Source organism: Nonomuraea roseoviolacea subsp. carminata (assembly GCF_024172185.1).
Taxonomy (GTDB): Bacteria; Actinomycetota; Actinomycetes; order Streptosporangiales; family Streptosporangiaceae; genus Nonomuraea; species Nonomuraea roseoviolacea.
On record NZ_JAMZEC010000001.1, the window covers coordinates 8,358,215 to 8,383,304 of the forward strand.

Genomic DNA, 25,090 nt, shown 5'->3' on the forward strand with positions numbered 1-25,090 from the left:
AAGCGTTGCATTGTGATGAGGACGAACGCAACAATGTCGTCATGCCAGAAGGAAGGTTGAACCGCCAGGACCGCCAGCGCATCGCGACCGGCCTGGCCGAAGGCCGCTCCTACGCCGAGATCGCCCGGCGGCTGGACCGGCCGACCTCGACGATCAGCCGCGAGGTCAGCCGGAACGGCGGCCCGGGCGACTACCGGCCCGAGCGGGCGCACCAGGCGGCGGCGCGGCGGGCACGGCGCGGCGCCCCGGCCCGCTCGCCCGCGGCCGAACCCCGGGACCGCAAGGTCTTCGAGGTGGAACAGGGAGCCGTCGAGATGGTGATCGGGATGGGCCTGCCGAAGATGATGGCCCGCGTGCTCATCGCCCTGTGGCTGAGCGAGGACGGCCGGCTCACCGCGGCCGAACTGTCGCACGGGCTGAAGGTCAGTCCCGCCTCGATCTCCATGGCAGTGCGCTACCTGACCCGGCAGAGCCTGATCAGACGCGAACGTGATCCGCGGCGACGGCGTGACATCTACGTGCTCGACGACGACACCTGGTACCACTCGACGGTGATCAGCGCCCGGCAGACGCTCACGGCAGCCGAGACGGCGAAGGCGGCGGGGGAGGCGCTGGGGCTCGACACGCCCGTGGGGCGCCGCCTGGCCAGGGGCGGTGCGTTCCTGGAGCGGATCAGCCTGGACCTCCTGGCGTCGGCCGAACGCTGGCGCGACCTCCCGCCCGGTGCGCCAGATCGTTCGGGATGAGGGTCGGGCCGGCCTCGAACGCCGCCTCGTGGTCGATCACCGGCATGTCCGCCGGCGGATCCGACTAGCATGGGGGGCATGTCGACGCCCCGAGTTTCCTAGCTGAGGACCCGCTTCCACGCCAGAAGTGTGTCCTCTAGCTTGCTCGGAGCGTAACAACATGATCACCGTTCGCGATGTGGCGCTGCGCGCGGGTGCCCGCCTGCTGCTCTCGAACATCTCCTTCACGGTGTCCCCCGGTGACCGCATCGGCCTGGTCGGCCGCAACGGCGCGGGCAAGACCACCCTGATGACCGCCCTGGCCGGGTCGGCCAAGCCGGCCGCCGGGACGATCAGCCGTACCGGGGCGGTGGAGTTCCTCGCCCAGGATTCGCGCGCGGCCGACCCGGCCGTGACCGTCACCGACCGGATCCTGTCCGCCCGCGGCCTGGACAGGGCGCTGCGCCAGGTGCGCGCGGCCGAGACCGCGATGGCCGCGGCCACCGGGCCTGCCGCGCTGGAGCGGGCGATGAACGCCTACGCCCGCGCGGAGGCCGCATTCCAGACCGGCGGCGGGTACGCCGCGGAGGCCGAGGCCGCTCGCGTCGCGGCCGGACTCGGGCTGCCCGACCGGGTGCTGACCCAGCCGGTCGGCAACCTCTCCGGCGGGCAACGCCGCCGGGTGGAGCTGGCCCGGATCCTGTTCGCCGGCCACGGCGGCACGCTGCTGCTCGACGAGCCGACCAATCACCTGGACGCCGACTCGATCGTCTGGCTGCGTACCTTCCTCCAGGGCCACCAGGGCGGTCTGGTGTTGATCAGCCACGACATCGGGCTGATCTCGAAGGTCGTCAACCGGGTCTTCCACCTGGACGCCACCCGCGCGACCATCGACATCCACAACACCGGCTGGGACGCCTACCTGACCCAGCGCGAGGCGGACCGGCGGCGACGGGAGCGGCAACGGGCGAGCGCCGAGCGCAAAGCCGCCGCGCTGCACGCGCAGGCGGACAAGATGAAGGCCCGCTCGGCCACCGCCGTCATGGCCCGCAGCATGGCCCGGCGCGCGGACCGCATGCTCGCGGAACTGGAACCGGCTCGCCGGATCGAGAAGGTGGCCAGAATCCGGCTGCCCGAGCCGGCCCCGTGCGGGCGGATACCGCTGGGCGCGGTCAGCCTGGCCAAGTCCTACGGGGGCCACCAGGTCCTCGACGGGGTCGACCTGGCCGTGGACCGGGGTAGCCGCCTGGTCGTGCTCGGTCTCAACGGCGCGGGCAAGACCACCCTGCTGCGCATCCTGGCCGGTGAGGAGCGGCCGGACTCCGGGCGGGTGGTGCGCGGGCACGGGCTGCGTCTGGGCTATTTCGCCCAGGAACACGATGTCCTGCGCCCTGATCGTACGGTCTGGCAGAACCTGACCGATGCCGCCCCGCACCTGACGGACGGCGAAGCCCGGCAGGTCCTGGGCGCGTTCCTGTTCGGCGGCGACGACGTGAGCAAGCCCGCCGGGGTGCTGTCCGGCGGGGAGAAGACCCGACTGGCCCTGGCCGGGCTGGTGCACTCCGGAGCGAACGTGTTGCTGCTGGACGAGCCGACCAACAACCTCGACCCCGCCTCCCGCGACGAAGTCCTCGCCGCAGTCGGCTCCTACCCGGGAGCGATCGTGATGGTGACCCACGACCAGGGCGCCATCGACGCGCTGCGTCCTGACCGTGTCCTGCTGCTGCCCGGCGCGGACGAGGACCTGTGGAGCGAGGACTACCGCGACCTGGTCACCCTCGCCTGACTCCGCCACGGGATGTGCCCGCCCTGGCGCGGGAGGCGCTCCGACGGAGCCGGTGGGTGTGCCGCCCGCACACCCTCGGTGCGCGAAAGGTGTGACCGGCGGCGCTGGAACGGCCGGGGCGATGCGGTGACGATGGCGGGCGTTCCCGGGTGCCGCCGCCGCGGGGGCGAGCCCGGGCGCGGCGGCATCTCGCAACCCTGTGAACAGGAGCCCCATGCGCTGCTTATGGACGGTCGCGGTGATGCTGGCCGCGCTGCTGGTGCCGACCGCGGCCCAGGCCGCGACGCCGTCGTACCTGACGCTGGAAGCGACGTACACCAGCGTCGCGAACGGCTGGTCCAGCGTGGAGAGGTACCTGGACACCACGCCGGGCTTCACCCAGGAGAGCTACCCGCCGGACGGCCGCGGTGACCAGGACGGCCAGCGCCTGACCTTCTTCGGCGGCGTCAAGCGGCCGTTCTCCGGCCGGTTCCTGCTGTACCACGCCCCTGGATGGAACACCAATCCCAAGACCACGCCGGTCCTGCTGGTGCACGGCGCCAACGACAACCCGGACCGGGCGTGGGCCAACCCCGGCGAGTCGGGCGGCTTCGGCTGCGGCGCCTCGAGCTGCCCGAGCACCGGCATGATGCAGCACCTGGCGAACGCCGGGTACCGGGTCTTCGCGATCGGGTTCGCGCACAAGGAGGGCGACAACCTGATGCAGGCCCAGGAGGTCGGCGACGCGGTCTCGATCATCAAGTCCAAGCTCGGCGTGCCCGCCGTGGACCTGGTGGGCTGGAGCAAGGGGATGATGTCGGCGCGGATGTACGCGTCGTCGGTCAAGCCGAGCTGGGGCCGTCCGTACGCCGGCGACGTGCGCAAGCTCATCACACTGGGCGGCCCGAACGGCGGGTACGACTACCCGTTCGCGCACGGCTGGGCGCACGACTTCTCGATCTGGAGCGAGTGCGGAGGCGGCGTCAACTCGCCCGCGCCGCACACGCACATGACCTGCTACGGCCTCGACGCCTACCATCCGGAGTTCTCCTTCGTGCCGGTCGGCGGGTTCGACTGCTATCCGGGGCAGCGGCAGATGCTGGCGCGCTTCGACGGCGCGTACGGCGTCGACCAGACGCAGCAGGACTGGTACACCACGTACTACGGCGGGCAGGGCTTCTACACCTCGGGGCCGGGGATCCAGGCGGCGATCGACGCGGGCTCGCTGATCTCCCGCATCCGGCAGGCGGGCGTGCCGGCGTCGGTGGCGACGTACCTGCTGGCCGGCGGTTCGCCGAGCGTCGTGGGCATCTACAACGAGAACCGCGGCCCCAGCGACGGCGTGGTGTTCGTGAGCAGTGCCCTCTCCACGGCGGGTGTCGGCACCGTGGCCGGCACCGCGCTCGTGGCCGGCGCCAACCACCTCCAGCTCGGCTGGTACCCCGCGGTCGAGTCGCAGGTCGCGAGCTGGCTCGGCTGACCGCCTCCGGCGAGGCCGGGCGGGGGAGCACCTCGCCGGCCTCGCCACCTCGCCGGCCTCGCCGGCCTCGCCATCTCGCCGGCCTCGCCGGGCGGCCGGTCATGGTCGCGCGGTCGGTGACGCTGAGGCAGGTCAGGAGCGCGCCGTCGTCGAGGTCCTCTCGGATCTCCGGCGCGGCCGCGCCGCGGGCCCGCAGCGTGGCGCTCCGGTCGACCAGGTCGCACAGCAGCGCGGCGTGCTCCGCGGTGGTGGTGGCCGTGCCGCGCGTCGGGCCATTCGGACGGACGCGCGGGGTCCGCCGCGCGTCGAGGCTTGCGCGGCGCAGCGTGCCCTGCGGGGGTTGGGCGCCGAACATACAATCCACGCCAAAGGTCTGGCGGAGCGGCATTCGGCGCATAGAGCACGCTCCTGGGGGAAGCCCTCTGTCCGCCGTCCCGGCCAGGGGGGAGGAGGCGGGCGTGGGCGACGGGGAGGTGCTGCACTGTCAGATCACGGCAGACCTGAGCATGCTGCGCCGGCGGATCGAAGCCTTCGCCGCCGCTGCCGGCCTGGCCGCAGAGCGGCTGGATGATCTGGTGCTGGCGGTCAACGAGGCGGCCGACAACGTGCTGGAACACGGCGCCGGCAGCGGGAGGATCGTCGCCCGCGCTGACTCGTCCAGCGTGTGGGTGGAGATCATCGATCCGGCCGGCACGCTGAGCGAGGGGCATCTGTACCGGCATGGTGACGGTCTGCCCCCGGCCGCCCTGCGCGGATACGGTCTGTGGATGATGCGGCGGCTGTGCGACCGGGTTGTCCTGGACCATCCGGATGGCCACGCCCGGTTGCGCCTGTACATGCGCTACCAGCCGTCCACCCCCTCTGTGCCGCCGCGCTCGCGGAAGGCTGAGTCGTGATCATCGCCCCTCCGGCCATCGGGAGGCCTCCTCCAAGCCGGAATAGGGCGGGAAGCGGTCCACCAGCCGCGTGATCGTCAACAGCCGGGCCAAGACGCCGTGCACGCCGATCAGGCGCAAGCTCCCGCCCGCCGCTTCGGCCCGGCGCTGCGCACTGATCAACTCCCACAGTCCGCTGGAGTCGCAGAAACGCAGCTCCGCGGCGTCCACCACGATTCTCGGCCTCTCGGCCGACAGCAGTTGGGTGAAAGTCTGGGCCAGCGATGCCCACGTGTTGCGGTCGATCTCGCCTCCCAGGCGCACCAGCACGAAGCCGGCGCGCCGATCCACACCGATCGAAAGCTGTCCCATCCCGGGCGTTCATCTCCATGCGTGTACCCGCCTCGACCGCGCTGTGCGGTCGCCGGCGGCGTCAGGGCCTCCTGTCGTCACGTGTCCTACCCCCACCACACAAGAGAGTCCTGAACCGGCCAGGGTGAGGCGATGCGGTGCTCCGGGACGGGGCAACCTCCATCGGGGTTGGCGGCGTCGGGTCCCGCGTCCAGAGCTACGCATCGAGACGGGCTGACGCTCATCAGGACGTACAGGACGCCCGGCCGTCGAGCGGAAGGCCGCTGACTGACGGATCGAGCTTCGGCGCTCAGGGCTTGGCCGTGCTGACGGCGGCCGAAGGGCGCGCGCTCGCCGAGCAAGACCGGGTCCTGGTGGACGTAGAGGTGGAACGCCGAGGCCGTCGCTCGCATGGAGGCCCGCCGCTTCAGGCGCCTGCCGGTCCGCTGTAGTCGGTGGCGGCATAAACCTGGAGGAGCCTCTCGACTCCGCGCAGGAAGGTCTCGCAGATCAGCACCGGGTCGAACAGGCAGCCGGCGGCCATGGCACCGTCGCGCATCATCACGAAGTGCCGGGCGGCGGACTCGGCGCCGGTCTCCTGGATCTTGGCCAGCCGTTCCGTGACGGTTTCCAGGAACCATTGGCGGTGGGCGAGCACGGCCTTGTGCACCGCGGACCGGGGGTCGGGATGCTCGGCGGCGGCGTTGAGGAAGGCGCATCCCCGGAAGCCGGGGGACTGGATGGTCTGGGCGATGGACCTGCTGAGGGCGAGGATGGTGTCGGCTGCCGGTAGTCCGGCGGCGATGGCCTCGTCCGCCTGACCCCGCATGGCTCGGTCGACCTCGTTCAGGTACGCGAGGACGAGGTCTTCCTTGCCGGGGAAGTGCCGGTAGAGGGTGGCCCGCGTCACCTGCGCTTCGGCGACGATGCGATCGATGCCGACGGCGTGGATGCCCTCCGCGTAGAAGAGCCGGGTGGCCGTGTCGAGCAGCCGGGACCGCGCTTGCGACGGCCGGCCTTCGGACCGCTGACTGCCCTGGTCGCGGGCCGCCAGGCCGACAGCGGCGCCCGTGTGCCGGGAGCGCCTTCCCGGAACGAGCAAGGCAGTCTCCTCGTCGCTCGAACTCTGAAGGGATCACCATGAGCTCCATCGCTGCTTCGCCCGGCATTTCCGGGACCGCGTCCGCGCTGCGGCGGCTGTATTTCGTCCGGTTCGTGTTCGCCGGCGTCTGGGCCCTCGTGATGTTGACGACCGCCGCGAACCTGGGCCCGCTCGCGGTCACTCTGCTCGTGCTCTACCCGCTGTTCGACGTGGCCGCCGCCATCGTCGACGCCCGCGCCTCGCGCACCACCGGATCACCTGCTCTGCTGTACGTGAACATGGCGGTCAGCCTGGTCGCCGCCATCGGCGTGGCCATCGCCTGCATGTCGGGTATCCCGGCGGTGCTGCGCGTGTGGGGCGCCTGGGCGGTCGTGGCGGGGCTGATCCAGCTGATCGTGGGGGTCACTCGCCGCAAGATGGGCGGCCAGTGGCCGATGATCATCAGCGGCGGCATCTCCGTCCTCGCCGGCGCGTCGTTCATCCTCGGTGCCTCCGCGGCCGACCCGACACTGATCAACGCGGCCGGCTACGCCGTCGCCGGGGGCATCTTCTTCCTCATCTCAGCCCTCCGCCTCGGCCGCGCCGTGAAGGGTGACTGACATGGACGGCCGCGATCACGACAATGCTGACGACGTCGTCATCATCGGGGCCGGCCCGGTCGGGGAGAACGTCGCCGATGCTCCTGCTGGGCCTGCATGCCGACGAAGGCATCGCGGGAGCGCGCGAGGCGTGACCGGCGGTCTCGACGCGGCCTCGGTGCTGGACCGCCGGGATTCCCGCGCCTCGCAGGGGAGGGATGACGATCAGGTCGGCCGGCTCGATCCGGCCGGGATCACCGTGGTCAGGGCCGGACCGTGTCCGCCGGCGTGGTCGAGGTGACCGGCGACGACGGAGTCCCGATCACGTTGACGGCCCGGCAGCGGCTGAACCCCGGCCCCGCCGCGGCTGTCGACTCCGCCCTGCCGATGTCCGGATACGACCGAAGCCGCCGGCAGCGTGCGGCGGATCGGTCTGATCCACACGTCCTCGATCTTCTCGCTAGCGGTGTGCGGTCAGGGTGTAGGCGCCCCCAGTGCAGCCCGTGATGCGCCAGCCGCCCACTGCCTGCCGGACGGCGACGCCCGTGACTCCGGTGCCACCGACGACCGGCCGGGCGTCGCCCGGGAACCAGACGTCGAGACCGCATCCGGAGCCTTCGCCCTGGGCCGTGAGGCTCGCGTGGTCCGATGTGAGGCCGGTCAGGCGGCCGGGGGCGGAGCGGGGATAGGGGCGCGAGAGCTCGGCGACGTATTCGGCGGGCGGGGGCAGGTCCTTGCCGGTGGCGCAGTCCTCGATCATGAGATTGCCGCCGGTCCTGGCCCCGGCTCCGGCGTGGGCGTCGCCGCAGGACTGCTTCCAGACCCAGAACGCGCCGCCGATGCGGTGCCGATCCTCCTGGTCGGTGTATCTCGTGATCGCAGCCGAGGCCGGGTCGCCGAACCACCCCCACTCTCCCGACCAGAGCCCGGCGCCGTAGTACGCCGCCGCCCGGCTCGCCAGGTCGAAACCCCGCTCGACGCTCGTGATGGTGAGGCCGGTGCCCTGGTCGATGGTGATCGACTCGTTGTAGAGGTGAGGGGCGAAGACGAGCAGCCGGTCATCGGTGAAGTCCCTGGGCATCGAGACCTCGAAGCCGAGCCCCGACCAGAGCACGGACGGTTCGAAGAAGACCAGGTGCGGGAAGCCCCGCCTCTCGCCCGCCCGGATCGCCTTGATCGCCCGGTCGTAGAAGCGGCTGAGCAGGACGCCGGAGGTGATCGGCGGGGCCTCGCCGAAGCCGGGCTCGTTCAGCAGGTCGTATCCGGCGACCATCGGCTCGTTCGCGAACCGCTCCGCCAGCATGCCCCAGGCGGCGACCAGGCGGGTCTGGATGCCGTCCCGGTCCTGGTAGAAGTTGGTGAAGGCGCGGGCGACGGCCGGCGAGATGTCGCGTCCGGTGAACTCGCACCTGGGGGCGCCGTCGAAGCGGTCGGCCCACGAGGGGGCGCCGTCCCAGCCGTGCATCGGGGAACCGCTGTCGCAGGTGGTGCCGGGGGCGGCGGCGACGCCCTTGCCCCAGGCGTCCTGGTGCATGTCGATGACCGTGCGCAGGCCGTGCTTGGCCGCGGTCTCGACGGCCCAGGAGATCCTGGCGAGGTAGGCCGGGTCGTAGTGGCCGGGCCGGGGTTCCAGGGCCGACCAGGACAGGGCGAGGCGGATGACGTTGAAACCCATCCGTTCCATGCCGGCGAAGTCGGCTTCGGTGAGCGGTCGCGTCACCGCCTTGTCCGGAAATTTCTGGAAGTAGTCTTCGAGCTGGTTGACGTTCACGCCACGCAGCAGCACCTCGTTGCCGTCGGCGTCGACGATCCTGCGGTCGGCTGAGAGCGTCAGGCCCTTGGTGCGCGGCGGTGGCGCGGTGGTGGTGGCGGGCCGCAGGAGCGGTACGGCGAGCGCCGCCGCGACCACGATCGCCATCATCGGTATCGGCGCGGAAGCGCTGACGCCCGTGCGCACCGGAAGAAGGGCGACGAGGGCTGCCGTCGCGAGGGCGAGGAGGGCGCCGAAGGAGAGCGTGGGGGCGAGGCGGAGCATGAGCGCCGGTGCCCAGAACGTGTCGCCGCCCGACAGGTCGCCGGGGAGCCCGATCGCCACCTCGACCAGGCCCAGCGCCGCGGCCGCCCCCAGCGCCGAGAGCCCGGCCACGACGGGCCGCGGCGCGGTGGTGGCGCCGAACCAGCGGTGCAGCGCCCAGGTCGTCACGCCCAGCAGGGTGACGGCGGCGAGGCAGCCCAGCGGTCCCGCCTCGGGCGCCGGGGCGAGCGGGGAGTCGCCGATGGCGTACCCGACGGGCGAGCCGCCCCACCACACCCCGCCGACCGACGCCCCCAGGACCACGGCCGTCCCCGCCGCCGTCCACCCCGGCCCCGCCGCCGCGAACGCCGCCGAGGCCGCGGCAGGGGCGGCCGAGGAAGGCGGGGAGGTCGAGCTCGAAGGGCGGCGGCGCGGGAGCTGGGCGAGCCAGGTGACCCCCAGGACCGGCAGGCCGAAGACCGCCGCCTTGACGCCGGTGAAGCCGGTCGACCAGATCAGGTAGACCACGTCACCGAAGGCCATCACCAGCGACATCACCAGCTTGGCCGCCATCGCCGACCACACCACCGCGCCCCACACCAGCAGTGCGGTACGCAGCGGGGCATGTCCGCGCGCGACCACCCACGTCAGCGTCCCGACTCCCGCCAGCAGCAGCGGCACGTAGACGGCCGGCGCGGCCACCTGCCAGAGCCCGGCGACGGGCAGCAGGTCGGCGCCCGTCCACGTGTACGGCGCGGCCAGCCCCGACGGGTCGAACACCGCACCCAGCGCGGTGACGGCGGCCAGCACCACCACGGCGATCGGCGACAGCCAGCGGTTCTCCATAGTGTCGGCGACCATACATGAGCATTGCTCATAAATGAAGCGGTCAGGTCGGTTCTCCTTGGCGGAACCCACCTGAGGAGCGTCCGTGGCGCGTGAACGTTCTCGTCGCCTGGCGGCGGACCGCTGGTCACAGCATGATCACCGCGACCGCCGTCCTCGGGAGACCCCTGGCGCGGGGCGGGAGGTCTCCATGTCCGGATTGCAGTGCCATGACAGGAATGGTAATCATTTTCACGACATCCGGCCAGAGGAGATGGCATGGCACACCTGTTGATGATCGAAAGCTGGGTCGGGGCGATGAGCACGCTGCTGCCACGCGCCGTCCGCGACGCGGGGCACCGCTTCACCTTCCTCACCCGCGACCTGCACCACTACCTGCGCGCCTCGCCCGGCGCCCGGTCGCACCCGCTGCTGGCGGCCGACCATGTGCTGACCGCCGAGACCAACGACCTCGCGGAGCTGCTTCCATGGGTGGAGCGGCTGCACGAGGCGCTCGGCTTCGACGGCGTGCTGTCGTCGTGCGACTACTACCTGCCCGCCGTGGCCGAGGTCGCGGCCCGCCTCGGCCTGCCGGGCCCCTCGCCGGAGTCGGTACGCCGGGCCTGTCGCAAGGACCTCGCCCGCGTCGCCCTCCGGGACGCCGGAGTCCCCGGCCCCCGGTTCGCCCGGGCCGCCACCTGGGAGGAGGCCGTGGAGGCGGCGGACGGCCTGGGCTACCCGCTCGTCGTCAAGCCGGTCGATCTGTGCGGCGGGATGTACGTACGCAAGGCCCACGACCAGGCCGGCCTGCGCGCGGCCTTCCTCGCCCTCGAGGGGTTCCCCGTCAACGCGCGCGGCCGGCGGCGGGCGCCGTTCGTCCTGCTGGAGGAGTTGCTCACCGGGCCGGAGGTGAGCGTCGAGACGGTCAGCTCCGGCGGCGACGTGCACGTGGTGGGGGTGACCGGCAAGAGCCTGGCCGGTGAGCCGTGGTTCGTCGAGAGCGGTCACGTGTTCCCCGCCGGCCTCGACGCCGCCCTGGCCGGGCAGGCTGCGGAGACCGCGGTGGCGGCGGTCGAGGCGCTGGGCCTGGAGCTGGGTGTGGCGCACACCGAGCTGCGCCTCACCCCGGCCGGCCCGGCGCTGATCGAGGTCAATCCGCGCCCGGCGGGCAACCAGATCACCGAGCTGGTCCGCCGGGTCACGGGCATCGACCTGCCGATGGTCCACGCCAGGCTGGCCGCCGGGGAGCGGCCCGGCCTCACACCCGCCGAGACCGGGGTGCGCAGCGCCGCCATCGCCTTCCTGCTGCCCGAACGCGCCGGGCGGATCGCCGCCGTGCACGGGACCGGCGAGCTCGCCGCCGCCCCCGACGTCGTCGACTGGTCGGTCCGGCCGGCCGGTCATCAGGCGGGCGAACCCACGAGCAACAACGGCTACCTCGGCCACGTCATGGTGACCGACCTCGTGGGGGGCGACGCCGGGACGCGGGCGGAGGCGCTGGTCGCGGCGCTGAAGGTCGAGTACGAACGATGAACCTGACGACGCTGACCAGGCGGGCACTCGCCGGCGAACTGGGCCCGGAACCCGCGAAGGAGCGGGTCAGCACCGCCTTCACCACCAGGCAGGGCGTACGGCACGACTCGCGTGGCCGCGCCTACCGCAATCACGTGGTCAGCCTGCGGGTGGGCCGGGCCGTGGGCTCCTGCGCCGTCGAGCCGGACGAGGTCGCCGACGTGACCGTCGAGGAGTGCGTCGGCGCGTCCGTCGCCGACCTGCTGGCCCATCAGGCGCCGGCGATCCGCGTGGCCGCGCTCGACGCCTACCTGATGTCGTCCCGTCCCCACTGGGGCGAGCGGGTCACCGTGCCGGCGGGAACGTCCCTGGACAAGTCCCTGGCACGGGCGGCGGCCGTGACGGACCTGGTGCCCGCTGACGCCGAGCGGGTCCTCGTGGTCGGCGTGGTCAACTCGTTGCTACACCGCCTGCGCGAGCGGGGTGTGCGTTACGTGCCGTGCGACCTGAAGGGCGGCTCCACCGAGTGGGGCGAGCCGGTGACCACCGACGTCACGCAGGCCCTGGACGGTTGCGACTGTGTGCTCGCCTCGGGGATGACCCTGGGCAACGGGAGCTTCTCCGTCCTTCTCGGCCATGCCCGCGACCGGGGCAAGCCGCTGGTGATGTACGCCCAGACGGGCAGCGCGATCCTGCCGCACTTCCTCGGCGCGGGAGTCACGGCGGTGTCCGCCGAGCCGTACCCGTTCTTCTGGCTCGACGGCGGCGACACCGTCGTCTTCCGTTACAGGGAGCGGCCATGAAGGACCTGTTGTCCCTGGCCGGAGGCACGCCGCTGGCCCGCATCACCACCCCGCTCCCGCACCCGCACGGCGGGTTCTGGGCGAAGCTGGAGGGATTCGGCGTCGGCTCGATGAAGGCCCGCGCCGCCGTCTCCATGCTCACCGCCGCCCTGGCCCCCGACGGCGCGCTCGTCCTGATCGTCATGCTGGTCCACCTGCCCGACATCGCCCGCCTCGTACGCGCCTGCGCCGTGGAGGCCGGCAGCCGCCCGGCCGTGGATGCCATGCGGCTGCAGGGCGAGGGCTGGTGGCGGATCACGATCGGGTTCGTCGCCCGCTCCATGGCACGGGTGCTCGCCACCGACGCGGGCACCCGGCTGACCGGCTCGCTCTATCTCATCGCCGCCGCGAGCTTCCTCGGCGTCGGGGTGCCGCCGGACGCGGGCGACTGGGCGGTGATGATCGACCGCAACCGGGGCGGGCTCTTCCTCAACCCGTGGGCGGTGCTCGCCCCCGCACTGATGATCGTCATGCTCGCCGTCGGGCTGAACCTCACCGTGGACCGCGTACTGAAGAGAGCCCATCATGCTCCACGTTGACGATCTGACGGTCACCGTACCCGGACGGACCCTGGTGGACGGCGTCAGCTTCACCCTGCCCGCCGCGCGGACCCTGGCCCTGGTCGGCGCGTCCGGCAGCGGCAAGACCACCACCGCGCTCGCCCTGCTCGGCGAACACCCACCTGGCGCCCGCGTCACCGGCCGCATCACGGTGGCCGGGCGCCCCATCACCGCCGAGCAGCCCCCGCCGCCCGGAACTGTTGGATTCATCCCGCAACATCCGGCGACCGCGCTCAACCCGGTGCTGCGCGTCGGCACCGTGCTCCGCCAGATCGCGGCGCGCCACGGCACGGCCGTGCCCGAGGCCCTGCGCAGGGCACGCCTGCCCGGCGACCGTGACTTCCTGCGACGCTTCCCCCACCAGTTGTCCGGCGGGCAGCAGCAGCGGCTCGTCCTGGCCCACGCCCTGCTGGCCGGCCCTTCCGTGATCGTCGCCGACGAGCCGACCACCGGCCAGGACGCCGTCACCCGGGCCGAGGTGGCCGCCGAACTGTCCGGGCTCGGCATCGCCGTCGTCCTGCTCAGCCACGACCTCGAACTGGTACGGGAGCTGGCCGACCAGGTCGTCGTCCTCAAGGACGGCCGCGTCGTCGAGTCCGGCCCCACGGTCCTGGACGCCCCGCGTACCGAGTACGCCAAGGCTCTGGTCACCGCGCGCCCCCGCGCGCCGGAGCCCCGCGCGCAACCGGTCGCCCTCCTGGAGATCGAAGATCTCCGCGCCGGGGTCCTGCGCGAGGTGAGCCTCGACGTCACCCGAGGCGAACGCCTGGCCGTCGTCGGCCGCTCGGGCAGCGGAAAGACGACGCTCGCCCGCTGCGTCGCCGGCCTGCGCCCCTGGTCCTCCGGCGTCGTACGCCTGGCCGGCCGCCCCCTGCCCCGGCGCCGCGACCGCACCGACCTGGCCCGCGTCCAGTACGTCTTCCAGAACGCCCTGGCCTCGTTCGACCCCTACCGCGCCGTCGTGGACCAGGTCACCCGGACCGCCGTACGCCTGCGCTCCCAGCCCGTGACCACCGCCAGGGAAGAGGCCGTGGAGGTCCTCACCAGGCTCGGCCTGGGCCACGACACCGTCCGGCGACGCCCCCACGCGCTCTCCGGCGGCGAACTCCAGCGCGCCGCCCTGGCCCGCGCCCTGCTCGCCCGCCCCGACGTACTGATCTGCGACGAGATCACCTCCGGCCTCGACCCCGTCACCCAGGCCGAGGTGCTCGACCTGCTCACCGCCCTCGACGTGACTCTCATGGTCATCAGCCACGACCTCCCCCTGGCCGCGCGGATCGCCGACCGGGTCGCGGTCCTCCACGACGGCCGCCTGATCGATCACGGCCCCGCCGCCCAGATCCTGCGCCGCCCCGCCGGCCGGGTGCTCCTCCCCGCCCCGGACGGGTGAGACACCTCCCCGGCGCCCTCGCCCAGCCGGGACGCTCCTCCGCCTCTCGGAGGTGAGTCGCTGAAGGTCTTTCACGGAAGGGACAGGGCGTCATGCGTGCGACAGGGTCGTCCGGGCCGTCGTCCCTCAGCTCGTCGGCTCCGACCGACCTCTGTCCCTCGCCGAAGTTCAAGTCCTCGACTGGAGAGCACGTCAGATCTGCAGGTGATCAACGCGCGGAAGCGGGGTGAGCACGACGAAAGGGGCCGTCACGGATGACCTGTGCGGCCCCTTCGGAGCGTCCCTTCTACTTCTCGGCCGCGGTGACTTCCACGACCGCTCCCATGTCGCCGGGGAGCGGAGCGACCAGGCGGAGCTGTACGCCCAGCGCCTTTCCTTCGTCACCGGGGTTTCCGGTGCCGAGCTTGTGCCCGTTGAGCTCCTGTCCGTAGAACTCGCCGGCCGGGGTCCCGTCCGCGTGCACGACCCGGGTCGTGTACGGCTGGCCGCCCGACGACGGCACGACGACGGACGCCGCCCCGTTGCGGAGCACAGGCTGCCCGTCCCTGATCTCCAGACCGGGGTACCACGTCTTGGCGTCGGTGAAGCGGGTGACCGGACTCTGTGCGGGAAGGCTGGTGCAGTAGACGGCCGAGTCCTCCAGGCATTCCCGCTGCGGGTAGGTGCCGAAGAAGGTGAACGCCGCGTTGGAGCTCTGGATGCGTGCGGTCATGTTCTTGTGCCAGGTGGGATCGTGCTCGGCGCCCTCTCCGCTACGGCGCAGCGGATCGAAATGCGAGTCGAGCACGAGCAGCCGTCCCTTGGACCCGATCGAGGGAGGGTCGTACCGGTAGGCGTCCACGTCGTTCCACTCGTAGCGGGCGTCGCCGTACGTCACCACCAGGCCCGGCGCGTTGTACTTGACGCGTTCGACGTTCTGGATGCCGTCCCGGCTGATGGTGTGGTCGTATCCCCAGGCCAGGCCCTTGTCGAAGCCATCGGTGTTGCGCCACTCGGCGAAGTAGTAGTGCTTGGTCCTGGCGATGCCGTCATTGAGCGTCCAGCCCGGCCCCTTGGTGTTCGCGAAGGATCCGGCGATGGCGGTCCAGCCGTTCGCGCCGCCCTCGACGTCGTCGCTCCAGACGGTGGCACCCGAGGAGGTCAGGGAGAAGTCGTCGGCCAGCCAGCCGCGCTCGTTGGTGTTGGCGTCGGTGGCGTAGCGCAGCCGCAACTGGACGGTCCTGCCCGCGTACGCCGACAGGTCGACGTAGTCGTGCCGCCAGCCGCCGGACGTGCCGGTCAGACCGTACTTCTTGTGGCCGTAGTCGCGCAGCCTCCCGTTGGGGTCGCCGTAGCCGTCGTCAGTCGAGACGAGCTGTCCCGCCTCGTTGTAGATCTTCTGCTCGGTCCAGGTCGCCCCGTTGTCGGTGGAGATCTCGACGAAGCCGTAGTCCCACTCGTTCTCGATGACGTAGTTGTCCCACATCCACCAGCGCGCGTCCGCGGGGACCTGGATCGTACGGCTCAGCCGCACGTCCGCCCAGTTCTGCGTGTTGTCCGACCACCAGGCCCTGCTCCCGCTGTGCGGAGTGGTCAGCGGGAACTCCTTGTCGGGCAGGTTGACCATGACGCCGTCCTGCGTGAACCTCGGCGTACGGGATGCCTGCCCGAGCGTCAGGTACTGGGTGCGGGAGCCGGGGTCGATCACCTTCGGGTTGGCCCAGCCGAGGATCCATTTGTCCCACAGGCCCATGTGCGTGGGCATCGACTGGAACAGCACTCCGGTGTGCGAGCCGGCCGACATCAGGTCCCAGAAGCCGACGCTGCTGTCGCTGCTCGGTCCCTGGCTGTCGTAGAGGTCGGGCAGGCCCAGGTCGTGGCCGTACTCATGGCCGAAGATGCCGACCCCGGCGTTCTCGCCCTGCATGATGTAGTTGGAGATCTTGATACCTGTCCCGGGAATCGTGGAGCCGCCCTGGACGGTGCTGGAGTGCGCCCACAAGGCGAACGTCCCCTGTGCGCCGCCCCCGGCCAGCTTGTCCTCGCCCGCGTGCACGATGACAAGGTGGTCGATGACGCCGTCGGGTTCGGCGAAGTCGCCGTCGCGGTCGGCGTCGCCCACGTCCTCGATGTCGTAGTCGGCCCACGGGAAGCTCGGATTCCGGGCGGCGAGGGCGTTGACGGCGTCGACCGGGAGTTGCTGGGCGCCGTTCGGGTAGCGGGGGTTGCTCGGGTGACCGGCGTTGTCCTGGACGGGTTGTCCGCAGCGGCCGGCGCCGTAGTAGGCCTCGGAATGCGGGAGCGTGAGCCAGCCGACGGCTTCACCGGTGATCGTGTACGCGCCCTTCGACATCTCCTGGTACAGGCCCTTGAGGCTGCCGGAGACATCGATGCCCTTCTTGCCGTCGCGCGGGTCGGTGAGGTCGGTACGGACCCGTTCGGTGATGCCGCGGTCGGAGTAGAGCATGTCGTTGTAGTGCTTGGTGCTGAAGTCCTTCACCCAGTACGTGAAGTTGTCCTTGCCGCTGGCGGCCGGGTCGGGAAGCCGGTTGTGGAGAGGCCCGCCGATCTTGGCTCCGGGGGGCTCGGTGACGCAGTCGTTCTGGTCCCCGGTGGTCTTCGGATGGCTGTAGCCGGAGAAATCGTCTCCGGCGGTGTCGCTGAACTCCACCAGTAACGTCAGCAGCTTCGCGGTCTTGGTGACCTTTGACTTCTTGTAGATGAACTCGAACGGGTTCTGCCCGGTGCGCAGCGCCTCGTCCTGCCGTGCGGCCAGCACCCTGGCAGTCACCGGGTTGCCCTCGGTGGTGCCCTTGAGGGGTCGGGGCGTGGCTGCCCGCTTGGTGCCGGGCCGCTCTTCGAGGGGGTCGGGGGCGACCAGCGGGTCGTCGTAGTTGAGGTAGTGATCAGCGGGCCGCGGCTCGTAACGGGCACCGCTCGGCTGGTCGCCGATGATCCCTCCTCCCAGGGTCGTCGCCGCGACAAGCCCGATGGCGGCTAAGAGATGCTTCGACACGGTGTTCCTCTCAGCGGGGGGCGGAGAAATGCCAAGAGGGACGTTAGAAGCCATCGACATGCAGTGCAATATCACATTGCTAACGATGCCCGACGTGCTTTGCGGCTCGGAGGCAGGACGCGCGCCCATAGTTCGGGAGCTATGGCAAGCGGGATTATCCACGCTGGAGCAGCGTGCCCACGCTTGGGACAAGACCCCCCAGCACAAGGAGTCCCCATGCGCCATGCACTCTGTATGGTGGCGAGCGCGCTGTTGATCAGTGCGCTGACCGTCAGCCCAGCCCTCGCCGAGCCTCGCCCGAACTCCGCCGGACAGCCGACCGAATGGGTGGAGGTGTTCGCCGAAGACGGGACGATCCAGCAGGTGAAGATCCCCAAGCGTGCACAGCCACGCACGTCGTTCGCCGTCCCGCCGCCGGCGAACGTGACCGCGCTCCAGCAGACCGGGCCGTCCGCTCAGCGGTTCGACCTGGTCTTCGTGGGCGACGGCTACACCAGTTCCGAACTGGGGCTCTTCCACGCGCACGCGGCGGAGAAGTGGGCGTTCCTCCAGACGGTGGAGCCGTTCAGGACGTACAAGAACTCCTTCAACGTGTGGATGGTCGACGTGATCTCCCCGCAGTCCGGAGTCGACAACGACCCGACCCAGGGCATCTCCCGTAACACCGCCCTCGGGATGGGGTTCTGGTGCGGGGGGACCGAACGCCTCCTGTGCGTGAACGAGAACGCGGCCCGGGCTTACGCGGCCAACGCCCCCCAGGCCGATCAGATCCTCGCGTTAGGCAACTCCACCAAGTACGGGGGAGCCGGCGGCGGCGTCGCCACGGCCTCGGGCGGCAACACCAGTTCCGGATGGATCGTCGCCCATGAGCTCGGCCACTCGATGGCCGATCTCGCCGACGAGTACGACTACCCCTACGGCCGCTACACCGGGGGCGAGCCCTACGAACAGAACGTCAGCGTCTACCCTGCCGAGACCCAGCGGGACTACCGGCTCAAGTGGTACCAGTATCTCGGTCAGCCCACTCCCGACGGCGGTGTGATCGGCACCTACGAGGGCGCCAGATATTACCTGTACGGCATCTACCGTCCCTCGGAGAACTCCTTGATGCGCAGTCTGGGGCGCCCGTTCAACACGATCGGGCTCAACGCCATGATCAGAGCCATCCGCGCGAAGACCGGCTGATCGGAGCGCTGTCCCGACAGCTCGACGATCACTCACTCGGCCTGAGGAAGGGAGCCGCTTCGGGCGAGCCAGGCGGCGTGGTGGGGCTGGCCGGCCAGAGCTTCGCGGTGAGCATCCGTGGCCAACCGCCACAACTCGTCACCGCGCCCGGCCAGGAGCCCTTCCCGCCGCCAGGCGATCAGGTGTCGTACGCGTAACGGAGTACCCGCCAGCGGCCGGACGGTGATGTCGGCCTCGGCGCCGAAGGTGGCCATGCAAGGCGAGATCGCACGATGGTTGGCGATCAGATCGCGGACCATGGCCACCTCGACCATCACGTGCACCATCCGCGGGGTGAATCCGGCTTCCTGGCAGGCGGTCAGCAGATATTCCGGCCAGCCCGCGCCGTCGGGCGGCGATATCACCCAGTCCTCGCCGGCCAGGTCGGTCAGGGAGACCTCCGGCCGGGAGGCGAGCGGGTGACGGCTGTTGATCGCGATGAAGACGGGCTCGGTGCCGATCGTGCGGATGTCCACGGACGGCACCGAGGGCAGTTCGTGACCGGGATAGTCGATCAGGGTGGCGGCGTCCAGGCGGCGAGCGGCGAGCAGGTCGAGCAGCAGGCGCGGAGAGTGCTCCGTATGAACGGTGAAGGCCGTTCCCAGGGCATCGTCGAGGCGCCTGAGCAGGCCGCTCAGCATCGGGGTGGCGTACCCGCCGAGACGGATGGGGCTGAGCTCCGCATCGACGTGCTCGCCCTTGAGCAGTTCGTCGAAGGTGACGAGAGCCGCGCGGGCGCGGGTCAGGACGAACTGGCCGAATGGCGTGACCGTGACACCCGAACGGCTGCGGTGGAACAGCCGGCCGCCCAGCGACTCTTCGATGCGCTGGAGCTGAGCGGTGAGTGAGGGCTGGGAGACGCCAAGACGGGCCGCGGCACGGCTGAGGCTGCCGGCCTCGGCGATGGTCACCACCGTACGTAAGTGCCGAAGTTCCAGTTGCATGCTGTTGTGTCCTTCGCATCCAGAGCCAAGAGATTAATGAGGTGGCTCTGGACATAGGCGGACCGGGGGGAGAGTAGGAGCCATCGAAGGGTGCGGACCACAATGTGAGGTGTAAAATTTCACACGCGACAGGGGTTGACAAGACCCATTTTCTGTCAGGTGAGTGGGCCGTCAGGCGGTTGCGCCTGGGGGAGGGCGCTTCGGCGGCGACGGAGGCGCGGAAGCCTCGCCAGGACACGGCTCCGTAACGCTTATTGCCTCTACTATTTCACACTACTATTTTACATGTCACACCGTCCGACGCCCACACGGAGTGGCCATGTCGAAGAAGATCGGTTTACTGGCGATCGCAGTGCTCCTGTCAGCCGCAGCTTGCGGAGGAGGCGGGAAGGCGGCCGCACCGAAGTCCGGAGCATCCTCCGCGGTCACGAAGGGCGGGACGCTCACCGTCCTGGCCGTCAGCGACTTCGACCACTTGGACCCTGCACGTAACTGGACCATGCCGGCCATCATGTTCGGCACCCGCTTGCTCTACCGGACGCTCGTCACCTTCAAGGCGGGCAGCTCGGAGATCGTGCCCGATCTGGCCACGGACCTCGGCACCTCCGAGGACGGTGGCAAGACCTGGAAGTTCACCCTCAAGGACGGCCTGAAATACGAGGACGGCACACCCGTCAAGGCCGCGGACATCAAGCACAACGTCGAGCGTTCCATGGCGCCCGACATCAGCGGTGGCCCCGACTACGCGCAACGGCTCCTTGTCGGCGGCACCGAGTACAAGGGGCCCTACGGGGGCAGGCATCTGGCGTCGGTGGAGGCCCCCGACGACAAGACCATCATCTTCAGGCTCAAGCGAGCGGCGGGCGAGTTCCCTTACACCGTCACTCTGCCGACCTTCTCGCCGGTGCCCGAGGCGAAGGACACCAAGGTCGAGTACGACAACCGGCCCTTCTCCTCCGGGCCCTACAAGATCGAGGGGTATGAGCGCGGCAAGGAACTCGTACTGACGCGCAACGAGCACTGGGACCAGGGAACCGACCCGGTACGGCTGGCGCTGCCGGACAAGATCCACGTCAAGCAGGGGCAGGACAAGGACACCATCACCGACAGGCTCATCGCCAGCTCGGGCGAGGATGCCACGAGCGTGCCGTGGGGCTCGGCCGGACCGCAGAGTCTGTCGAAGATCCTGCCCAACCCCCAGGCGAAGGAACGTCTGTTCACAGGTCCGACCGGCTGCACGAGCACGCTGGTCTTCAACCTCAACAAGAAGCCCCTGGACAATCCGAAGGTACGACAAGCGATCTACAGCGCGATCGACAAGGAGTCCGTGCAGACGGCGATGGGCGGGCCGAACATGGCCGACATCGCCACCGCCTACTTACCGCCCGCGATGACCGACGGGACCACGCAGGACGTGTTCCAGATCCCGCCCACCGGTGACGTCGCGAAGGCCAAAGCGCTCCTGGCCGAGGCCGGAGTCGCCACTCCGCTCAAACTCAAGCTCACCGCCAGCACCGGTTCGAGCACCCCCGTCGAGGTGTCGATCCAGGAGAGCCTGAAGAAGATCGGCATCGAGGTCGAGATCAACCCGGTGGACGCCTCCGTGTACTACGACACCATCGGGGATCAGGGAAAGGCCGACGAACTCGCCACCTACGGCTGGTGCCCGGACTATCCCAACGGGTCGAGCTTCCTGCCCCCGCTGTTCGACGGCCGGAGCGTGAAGCAGACCGGTAACAGCGGCAACGTCGCGTTCTTCAAGGATCCGGCGATCGACAAGAAGATCGACGAGATCTACGCCATCACCGATCCGGCGGCGTCCAAGAAGGCTTGGCGGGATCTCGACGCGCAGATCATGCAACAGCTCCCGCAGGCGCCGCTGTACCTGGAGAAGCGCGGCTACATCACCGGCAAGGACGTCGTCGGCGCGGTCAACCACCCGGTCTGGGCCGCCCAGCTCGACTACGCCGTGATCGGCGTGAAGAAGTCATCGTGAGGGTGGCGGCACGCGAGGTCGCCGCGACGACGCCACGGGCCGCGCGGTCGCCCGGCCGGCTCGCACTCGCCAGGCTGCGCGAGGATCGCCCGGCGATGGCCGGGCTGGTCGTCGTGCTGACACTGGTCCTCCTGGCCGCCCTGGCCCCCGTGATCACCGCGTGGACCGGCTGGGCTCCGGAGACCTTCGACAAGACGGCCATCGACCCGAACATGGGTGGCCTCCCCAAGGGAGCCTGGGGCGGCATCGACACCGAGCACCTTCTCGGAGTCGAGCCGGTGACCGGCCGCGACGTGCTCAGCCGCATCCTGTACGGCGGCCGGATCTCGCTGCTGATCGCGATGCTCGCCACCGCGATCACCGTCGTCACCGGTCTCGTGCTCGGCCTGCTCGCAGGCTTCCTCGGCGGCTGGGCGGACACGATGATCAGCCGGATCACGGACCTCCTCATGTCCTTCCCCAGCCTCATCTTCATGATCGCGATCCTGTCGGTCGTCCGTGACGTCAACCGCATCGTCCTGCTCGTCGCGGTTCTCTCGATTTTCGGCTGGACGGTCGTGGCCAGGATCGTGCGGGGACAGGTCCTGACCATCAAGCACCGCGAGTACGTCGAGGCCGCGCGAGTCGGGGGTGGAATGACCGGTTACATCCTTGTCAAGGAGATCCTTCCCGGCCTCACCGCGCCGATCCTTGTCTACGCGACGCAAGCCGTCCCCGCCTACGTCGGGGCCGAGGCGGCACTCAGCTTTCTCGGCGTCGGCGTGCGACCGCCCACCCCGTCCTGGGGACAGATGATCAACAACGCCCGCGGCTGGTTCATGACGGATCCCGTCTACCTGGCGGTGCCCTGCGCGTTCCTGGGGCTCACCGTGCTCGCCTGCACCCTGCTCGGTGACGGCCTGCGTGACGCCTTCGATCCGAAGGCGGTGCGATCATGATCGTCTACGCGCTTCGTCGCTTGGCTGCGATCGCCTTGATCCTGCTGGTCATCTGCGCCATCACCTTCGCCATCTTCTACTTGCTGCCCGACGACCCGGCACTGGACGCGTGCGGGAAGAGCTGCACCACCGAACGACTGGCCGACGTCCGGCACGCGATGGGTCTCGACCAGCCCGTGCTCGCCCAGTTCGTGTCCTATCTGACCGGAATCTTCGCCGGCCGTACCCTGGGGACTTCGGGCCTGGAATGCGCCGCGCCCTGCTTCGGCTATTCCTGGCAGTACGCGAGCCCCGTCTGGGATCTGCTGCTCGACCGCCTCGGGGTCAGCGCCTCCTTGGCGGCCGGTGCCGCCGTGCTCTGGCTGGTGGTGGGCGTGGTCCTGGGGATCATGGCCGCCCTGCGCAAGGGATCGCTGCTGGATCGGGGCATCGTGCTGTCCGCGCTGGCGACGACGTCGGCACCGGTCTATCTCATCGCCGCCCTGCTGATCTACTTCGTGATCCTCCAGGGTGAGCTGCTGCCCTTCCCCGACTACCAGCCAGTCCTGGACAACCCCGCCGCGTGGGCCGCCAGTTTGCTCCTGCCGTGGATCACGCTCGCCGCCCTGTACGCCGCCATGTACATCCGGCTCACGCGCGCCTCGATGATCGAGACGATGGCCGAGCCCTACATCCGGACAGCACGCGCCAAGGGCTTGCCCGAGCGGACCGTCGTGGTCAAGCACGGCCTGCGCTCGACCATGACGCCGATCCTCACGATCTTCGGTATCGACCTGGGCGGACTGCTCGCCGGAGCCATGATCACGGAGACCATGTTCGGCCTTCCCGGGCTGGGCAAGCTCACGTTCGACGCGATCGGCAAATCCGACCAGCCGGTGGTGCTCGGCGTGACCCTGCTGGCGGCTCTCTTCATCACGCTGGCCAATCTCGTCGTCGATCTCCTCTACGGCGTCATCGATCCTCGGGTGAGGTACACATGAGCCTCCTGCGCGTCGACGACCTGTCGGTCGCCTTCGGTCGCGTGCGCGTGGTGGACGGCGTGTCGTTCACCGTGGATCGCGGACGCACGCTGGGCATCGTCGGGGAGTCCGGCTCGGGCAAGTCCGTCTCCACGCTCGCGATCATGGGACTGCTTCGGGGCGCGAGCGTCACCGGCTCCGTCACCTTCGACGGTGAGGAGCTGGTGGGAGCGCCGGAAGGACGACTGCGATCGCTGCGTGGCGCACGCATGAGCATGATCTTTCAGGACCCGCTCTCGTCGCTGCATCCCTTCTACACGGTGGGGGAGCAGATCGCCGAGGCGTACCGGCTGCACAAGAAGGCCTCACGCAAGGCCGCGCACGAACGCGCCGTCGAGATGCTCGGCGAAGTGGGCATCCCGGCGCCGCGCAGACGTGCGCGCGAACACCCGCACCGCTTCTCGGGCGGCATGCGCCAGCGCGTGATGATAGCCATGGCCCTGGCGTGCGAGCCCGACCTGTTGATCGCCGACGAGCCGACCACCGCGTTGGACGTCACCGTGCAGGCGCAGATCCTGGAGCTCATCCAGCGTCTGCAGTCCGAGTACGGCCTGGGCATCATCATGATCACTCACGATCTGGGCGTCGTGGCGCGCATCGCCGACGACGTCCTGGTCATGTACGGCGGCCGAGCCGCCGAGCGCGCGGCCTCGGCGCGCGTCTTCGATGACCCGCGGCACCCCTACACGCAGGGGCTGCTCGCGTCGGTACCCGGGCTCGGGCGGGGCATTGAGGGGTCTGGCGGTGGCAGGTTGCGGGCGATCCCCGGCAGCCCACCCTCACCGTCGGCGTTCCCGCCCGGGTGCCGGTTCCATCCTCGTTGTTCGGTGGCCTTGGACATCTGCGCGACCGAACAGCCCGCCCTGCTGGGGACGGTGCGCCAGGTCGCCTGCCACCGTGAAGGAGAGATGTGATGAAAAGCGTGCGTGCGGCACTGGACGCGCCGACCGTACCGGAATCCATGCCCCTGCTGGAGGTCCGGGACCTGGCCATGACGTTTCGAGGTGGCGTCAGGGCAGTCGACGGGGTCGGGTTCGAGGTGGCGCAAGGCGAGACACTCGGCCTGGTCGGCGAGTCGGGATGTGGCAAGTCGACCACCGGCAGGATGATCGTCCGCCTGCTGGAGCCGACCTCGGGCACCGTGCATCTCAACGGGCAGGACATCACGCACCTGAGTCAGCGGGAATTGCTCCCGCTACGCGGGACCATGCAGATGATCTTCCAGGACCCGTTCTCCTCGCTCAATCCGCGGCACACGGTGAACCAGATCGTGGCCGGTCCACGCAGGGTGCTCGGCCGTGATCAGGTGATCGAACTGCTGGAGAGGGTCGGGCTCGCACCGGAGCACGCCGACCGATTCCCGCACGAGTTCTCCGGGGGGCAGGCCCAACGTGTCGGAATCGCCCGCGCGCTGGCCAACGGGCCGAAACTCATCGTGTGCGACGAAGCGGTATCGGCTCTGGACGTCTCGATCCGGGCACAGATCATCAACCTGCTCTCCGACCTCCAGGAGGAACGTGGGCTCGCCTATCTGTTCATCGCGCACGATCTTTCGATCGTCCGGCACGTATGCACCCGGGTCGCGGTGATGTACCTGGGCCGAATCGTCGAGATCGGGCCGGCGGCGTCCCTGTACTCAGATCCGGCCCATCCCTATACGCGCGCCCTGCTGTCCGCCGTACCCGTCGCGGATCCCAAGATCGAAGCGGTTCGCGAGCGGATCGTCCTGCGCGGTGATCCACCGTCGCCCGCGGCTCCACCACCTGGTTGTTCGTTCCACCCGCGCTGCGCTCTCGCTCAGCGCCGCTGCGAGTCGGAGGCCCCCCAGCTCCGTGAGGTACGAGGACGAAAGGTGGCCTGCCACTACGCAGAGACCTCAGCGTGATTCCCTCGCGGAGTCGAAGAACCGCCGATCATGATCACAATCCGACCGGGGCCGTCCGGGTGCACAGTGG

The 25,090-nt window shown here is 70.0% G+C and carries 20 protein-coding genes; 15 read left to right on the plus strand and 5 right to left on the minus strand.

Annotated features, from left to right (window positions below):
- The first annotated feature begins 56 nt into the window (after positions 1-56).
- The 4 genes from HD595_RS38815 (at position 57) to HD595_RS38830 (ending at position 4,866) form a co-directional block, all read left to right on the plus strand.
- A complete protein-coding gene (locus tag HD595_RS38815) occupies positions 57-746 on the plus strand; it encodes a GbsR/MarR family transcriptional regulator (RefSeq protein ID WP_253778124.1) in 690 nt (229 codons plus the stop codon).
- Between the two features lie 160 nt (positions 747-906).
- Positions 907-2,511, plus strand: a complete 1,605-nt coding sequence (locus tag HD595_RS38820) for an ABC-F family ATP-binding cassette domain-containing protein (protein WP_253778126.1) — start codon at positions 907-909, stop codon at positions 2,509-2,511.
- A gap of 214 nt (positions 2,512-2,725) precedes the next feature.
- On the plus strand, positions 2,726-3,970 hold the full coding sequence (locus HD595_RS38825) for an esterase/lipase family protein (protein WP_253778127.1): 1,245 nt from the start codon (positions 2,726-2,728) through the stop codon (positions 3,968-3,970).
- A gap of 458 nt (positions 3,971-4,428) precedes the next feature.
- Positions 4,429-4,866, plus strand: coding sequence for an ATP-binding protein (locus HD595_RS38830; protein WP_253778129.1), 438 nt, complete (start codon positions 4,429-4,431; stop codon positions 4,864-4,866).
- Here HD595_RS38830 and HD595_RS38835 read toward each other — a convergent pair whose 3' ends face one another.
- Together HD595_RS38835 and HD595_RS38840 are read right to left on the minus strand one after the other, a co-directional pair.
- Entirely contained in the window at positions 4,867-5,217 is a 351-nt protein-coding gene (locus tag HD595_RS38835) for an STAS domain-containing protein (protein WP_253778131.1), read from the minus strand. It abuts the gene before it with no gap.
- 406 nt (positions 5,218-5,623) lie between these two features.
- The gene (locus HD595_RS38840; protein ID WP_253778133.1) at positions 5,624-6,298 is read right to left on the minus strand and encodes a TetR/AcrR family transcriptional regulator; all 675 of its coding nucleotides are present in this window, start codon (positions 6,296-6,298) and stop codon (positions 5,624-5,626) included.
- 38 nt (positions 6,299-6,336) lie between these two features.
- On the opposite strand from HD595_RS38840, the gene HD595_RS38845 reads away from it, so the two are divergent.
- A complete protein-coding gene (locus tag HD595_RS38845) occupies positions 6,337-6,897 on the plus strand; it encodes a hypothetical protein (protein ID WP_253778136.1) in 561 nt (186 codons plus the stop codon).
- Between the two features lie 439 nt (positions 6,898-7,336).
- On the opposite strand, the gene HD595_RS38850 is transcribed toward HD595_RS38845, so the two are convergent.
- Positions 7,337-9,751, minus strand: a complete 2,415-nt coding sequence (locus HD595_RS38850) for a glycoside hydrolase family 5 protein (RefSeq protein WP_253778138.1) — start codon at positions 9,749-9,751, stop codon at positions 7,337-7,339.
- Positions 9,752-9,994: 243 nt separating this feature from the next.
- Here HD595_RS38850 and HD595_RS38855 point away from each other — a divergent pair, with 243 nt between their 5' ends.
- From HD595_RS38855 to HD595_RS38870, 4 genes are read left to right on the plus strand one after another with little or no spacing between them, the layout of a single operon-like run.
- Positions 9,995-11,248 (plus strand): ATP-grasp domain-containing protein, encoded by a 1,254-nt coding sequence (locus HD595_RS38855; protein ID WP_253778140.1) that lies wholly within the window; start codon positions 9,995-9,997, stop codon positions 11,246-11,248.
- A complete protein-coding gene (locus tag HD595_RS38860; protein WP_253778142.1) occupies positions 11,245-12,030 on the plus strand; it encodes a Rossmann-like domain-containing protein in 786 nt (261 codons plus the stop codon). Before HD595_RS38855 ends, HD595_RS38860 begins: the two co-directional genes overlap by 4 nt.
- Entirely contained in the window at positions 12,027-12,608 is a 582-nt protein-coding gene (locus tag HD595_RS38865) for an ABC transporter permease subunit (protein WP_253778150.1), read from the plus strand. Before HD595_RS38860 ends, HD595_RS38865 begins: the two co-directional genes overlap by 4 nt.
- On the plus strand, positions 12,595-14,019 hold the full coding sequence (locus HD595_RS38870; protein ID WP_253778152.1) for an ABC transporter ATP-binding protein: 1,425 nt from the start codon (positions 12,595-12,597) through the stop codon (positions 14,017-14,019). The genes HD595_RS38865 and HD595_RS38870 overlap by 14 nt, the downstream gene beginning before the upstream one ends.
- A 286-nt stretch (positions 14,020-14,305) precedes the next feature.
- Here the strand turns inward: HD595_RS38870 and HD595_RS38875 are convergent, their stop codons facing one another.
- On the minus strand, positions 14,306-17,014 hold the full coding sequence (locus HD595_RS38875) for an immune inhibitor A domain-containing protein (protein WP_253778154.1): 2,709 nt from the start codon (positions 17,012-17,014) through the stop codon (positions 14,306-14,308).
- Positions 17,015-17,230: 216 nt separating this feature from the next.
- Between HD595_RS38875 and HD595_RS38880 the strand changes: the two genes are divergently transcribed.
- Positions 17,231-18,199 carry a M64 family metallopeptidase gene (locus HD595_RS38880; RefSeq protein ID WP_253778156.1) on the plus strand — a complete coding sequence of 323 codons (969 nt, stop codon included), beginning with the start codon at positions 17,231-17,233 and terminating at the stop codon, positions 18,197-18,199.
- Positions 18,200-18,231: 32 nt separating this feature from the next.
- Here HD595_RS38880 and HD595_RS38885 read toward each other — a convergent pair whose 3' ends face one another.
- A complete protein-coding gene (locus tag HD595_RS38885) occupies positions 18,232-19,182 on the minus strand; it encodes a LysR family transcriptional regulator (protein ID WP_301309709.1) in 951 nt (316 codons plus the stop codon).
- Between the two features lie 319 nt (positions 19,183-19,501).
- Between HD595_RS38885 and HD595_RS38890 the strand changes: the two genes are divergently transcribed.
- The 5 genes from HD595_RS38890 to HD595_RS38910 are packed head-to-tail and all read left to right on the plus strand — an operon-like array spanning position 19,502 to position 25,020.
- Entirely contained in the window at positions 19,502-21,178 is a 1,677-nt protein-coding gene (locus tag HD595_RS38890; RefSeq protein ID WP_253778160.1) for an ABC transporter substrate-binding protein, read from the plus strand.
- Positions 21,175-22,116: an ABC transporter permease gene (locus HD595_RS38895; RefSeq protein ID WP_253778162.1), complete on the plus strand. Its 942-nt coding sequence runs from the start codon at positions 21,175-21,177 to the stop codon at positions 22,114-22,116. The genes HD595_RS38890 and HD595_RS38895 overlap by 4 nt, the downstream gene beginning before the upstream one ends.
- A complete protein-coding gene (locus HD595_RS38900) occupies positions 22,113-23,096 on the plus strand; it encodes an ABC transporter permease (RefSeq protein ID WP_253778164.1) in 984 nt (327 codons plus the stop codon). The genes HD595_RS38895 and HD595_RS38900 overlap by 4 nt, the downstream gene beginning before the upstream one ends.
- Entirely contained in the window at positions 23,093-24,049 is a 957-nt protein-coding gene (locus HD595_RS38905; protein WP_253778167.1) for an ABC transporter ATP-binding protein, read from the plus strand. The genes HD595_RS38900 and HD595_RS38905 overlap by 4 nt, the downstream gene beginning before the upstream one ends.
- Positions 24,049-25,020 (plus strand): ABC transporter ATP-binding protein, encoded by a 972-nt coding sequence (locus tag HD595_RS38910; protein ID WP_420540737.1) that lies wholly within the window; start codon positions 24,049-24,051, stop codon positions 25,018-25,020. The genes HD595_RS38905 and HD595_RS38910 overlap by 1 nt, the downstream gene beginning before the upstream one ends.
- Positions 25,021-25,090 lie beyond the last annotated feature (70 nt).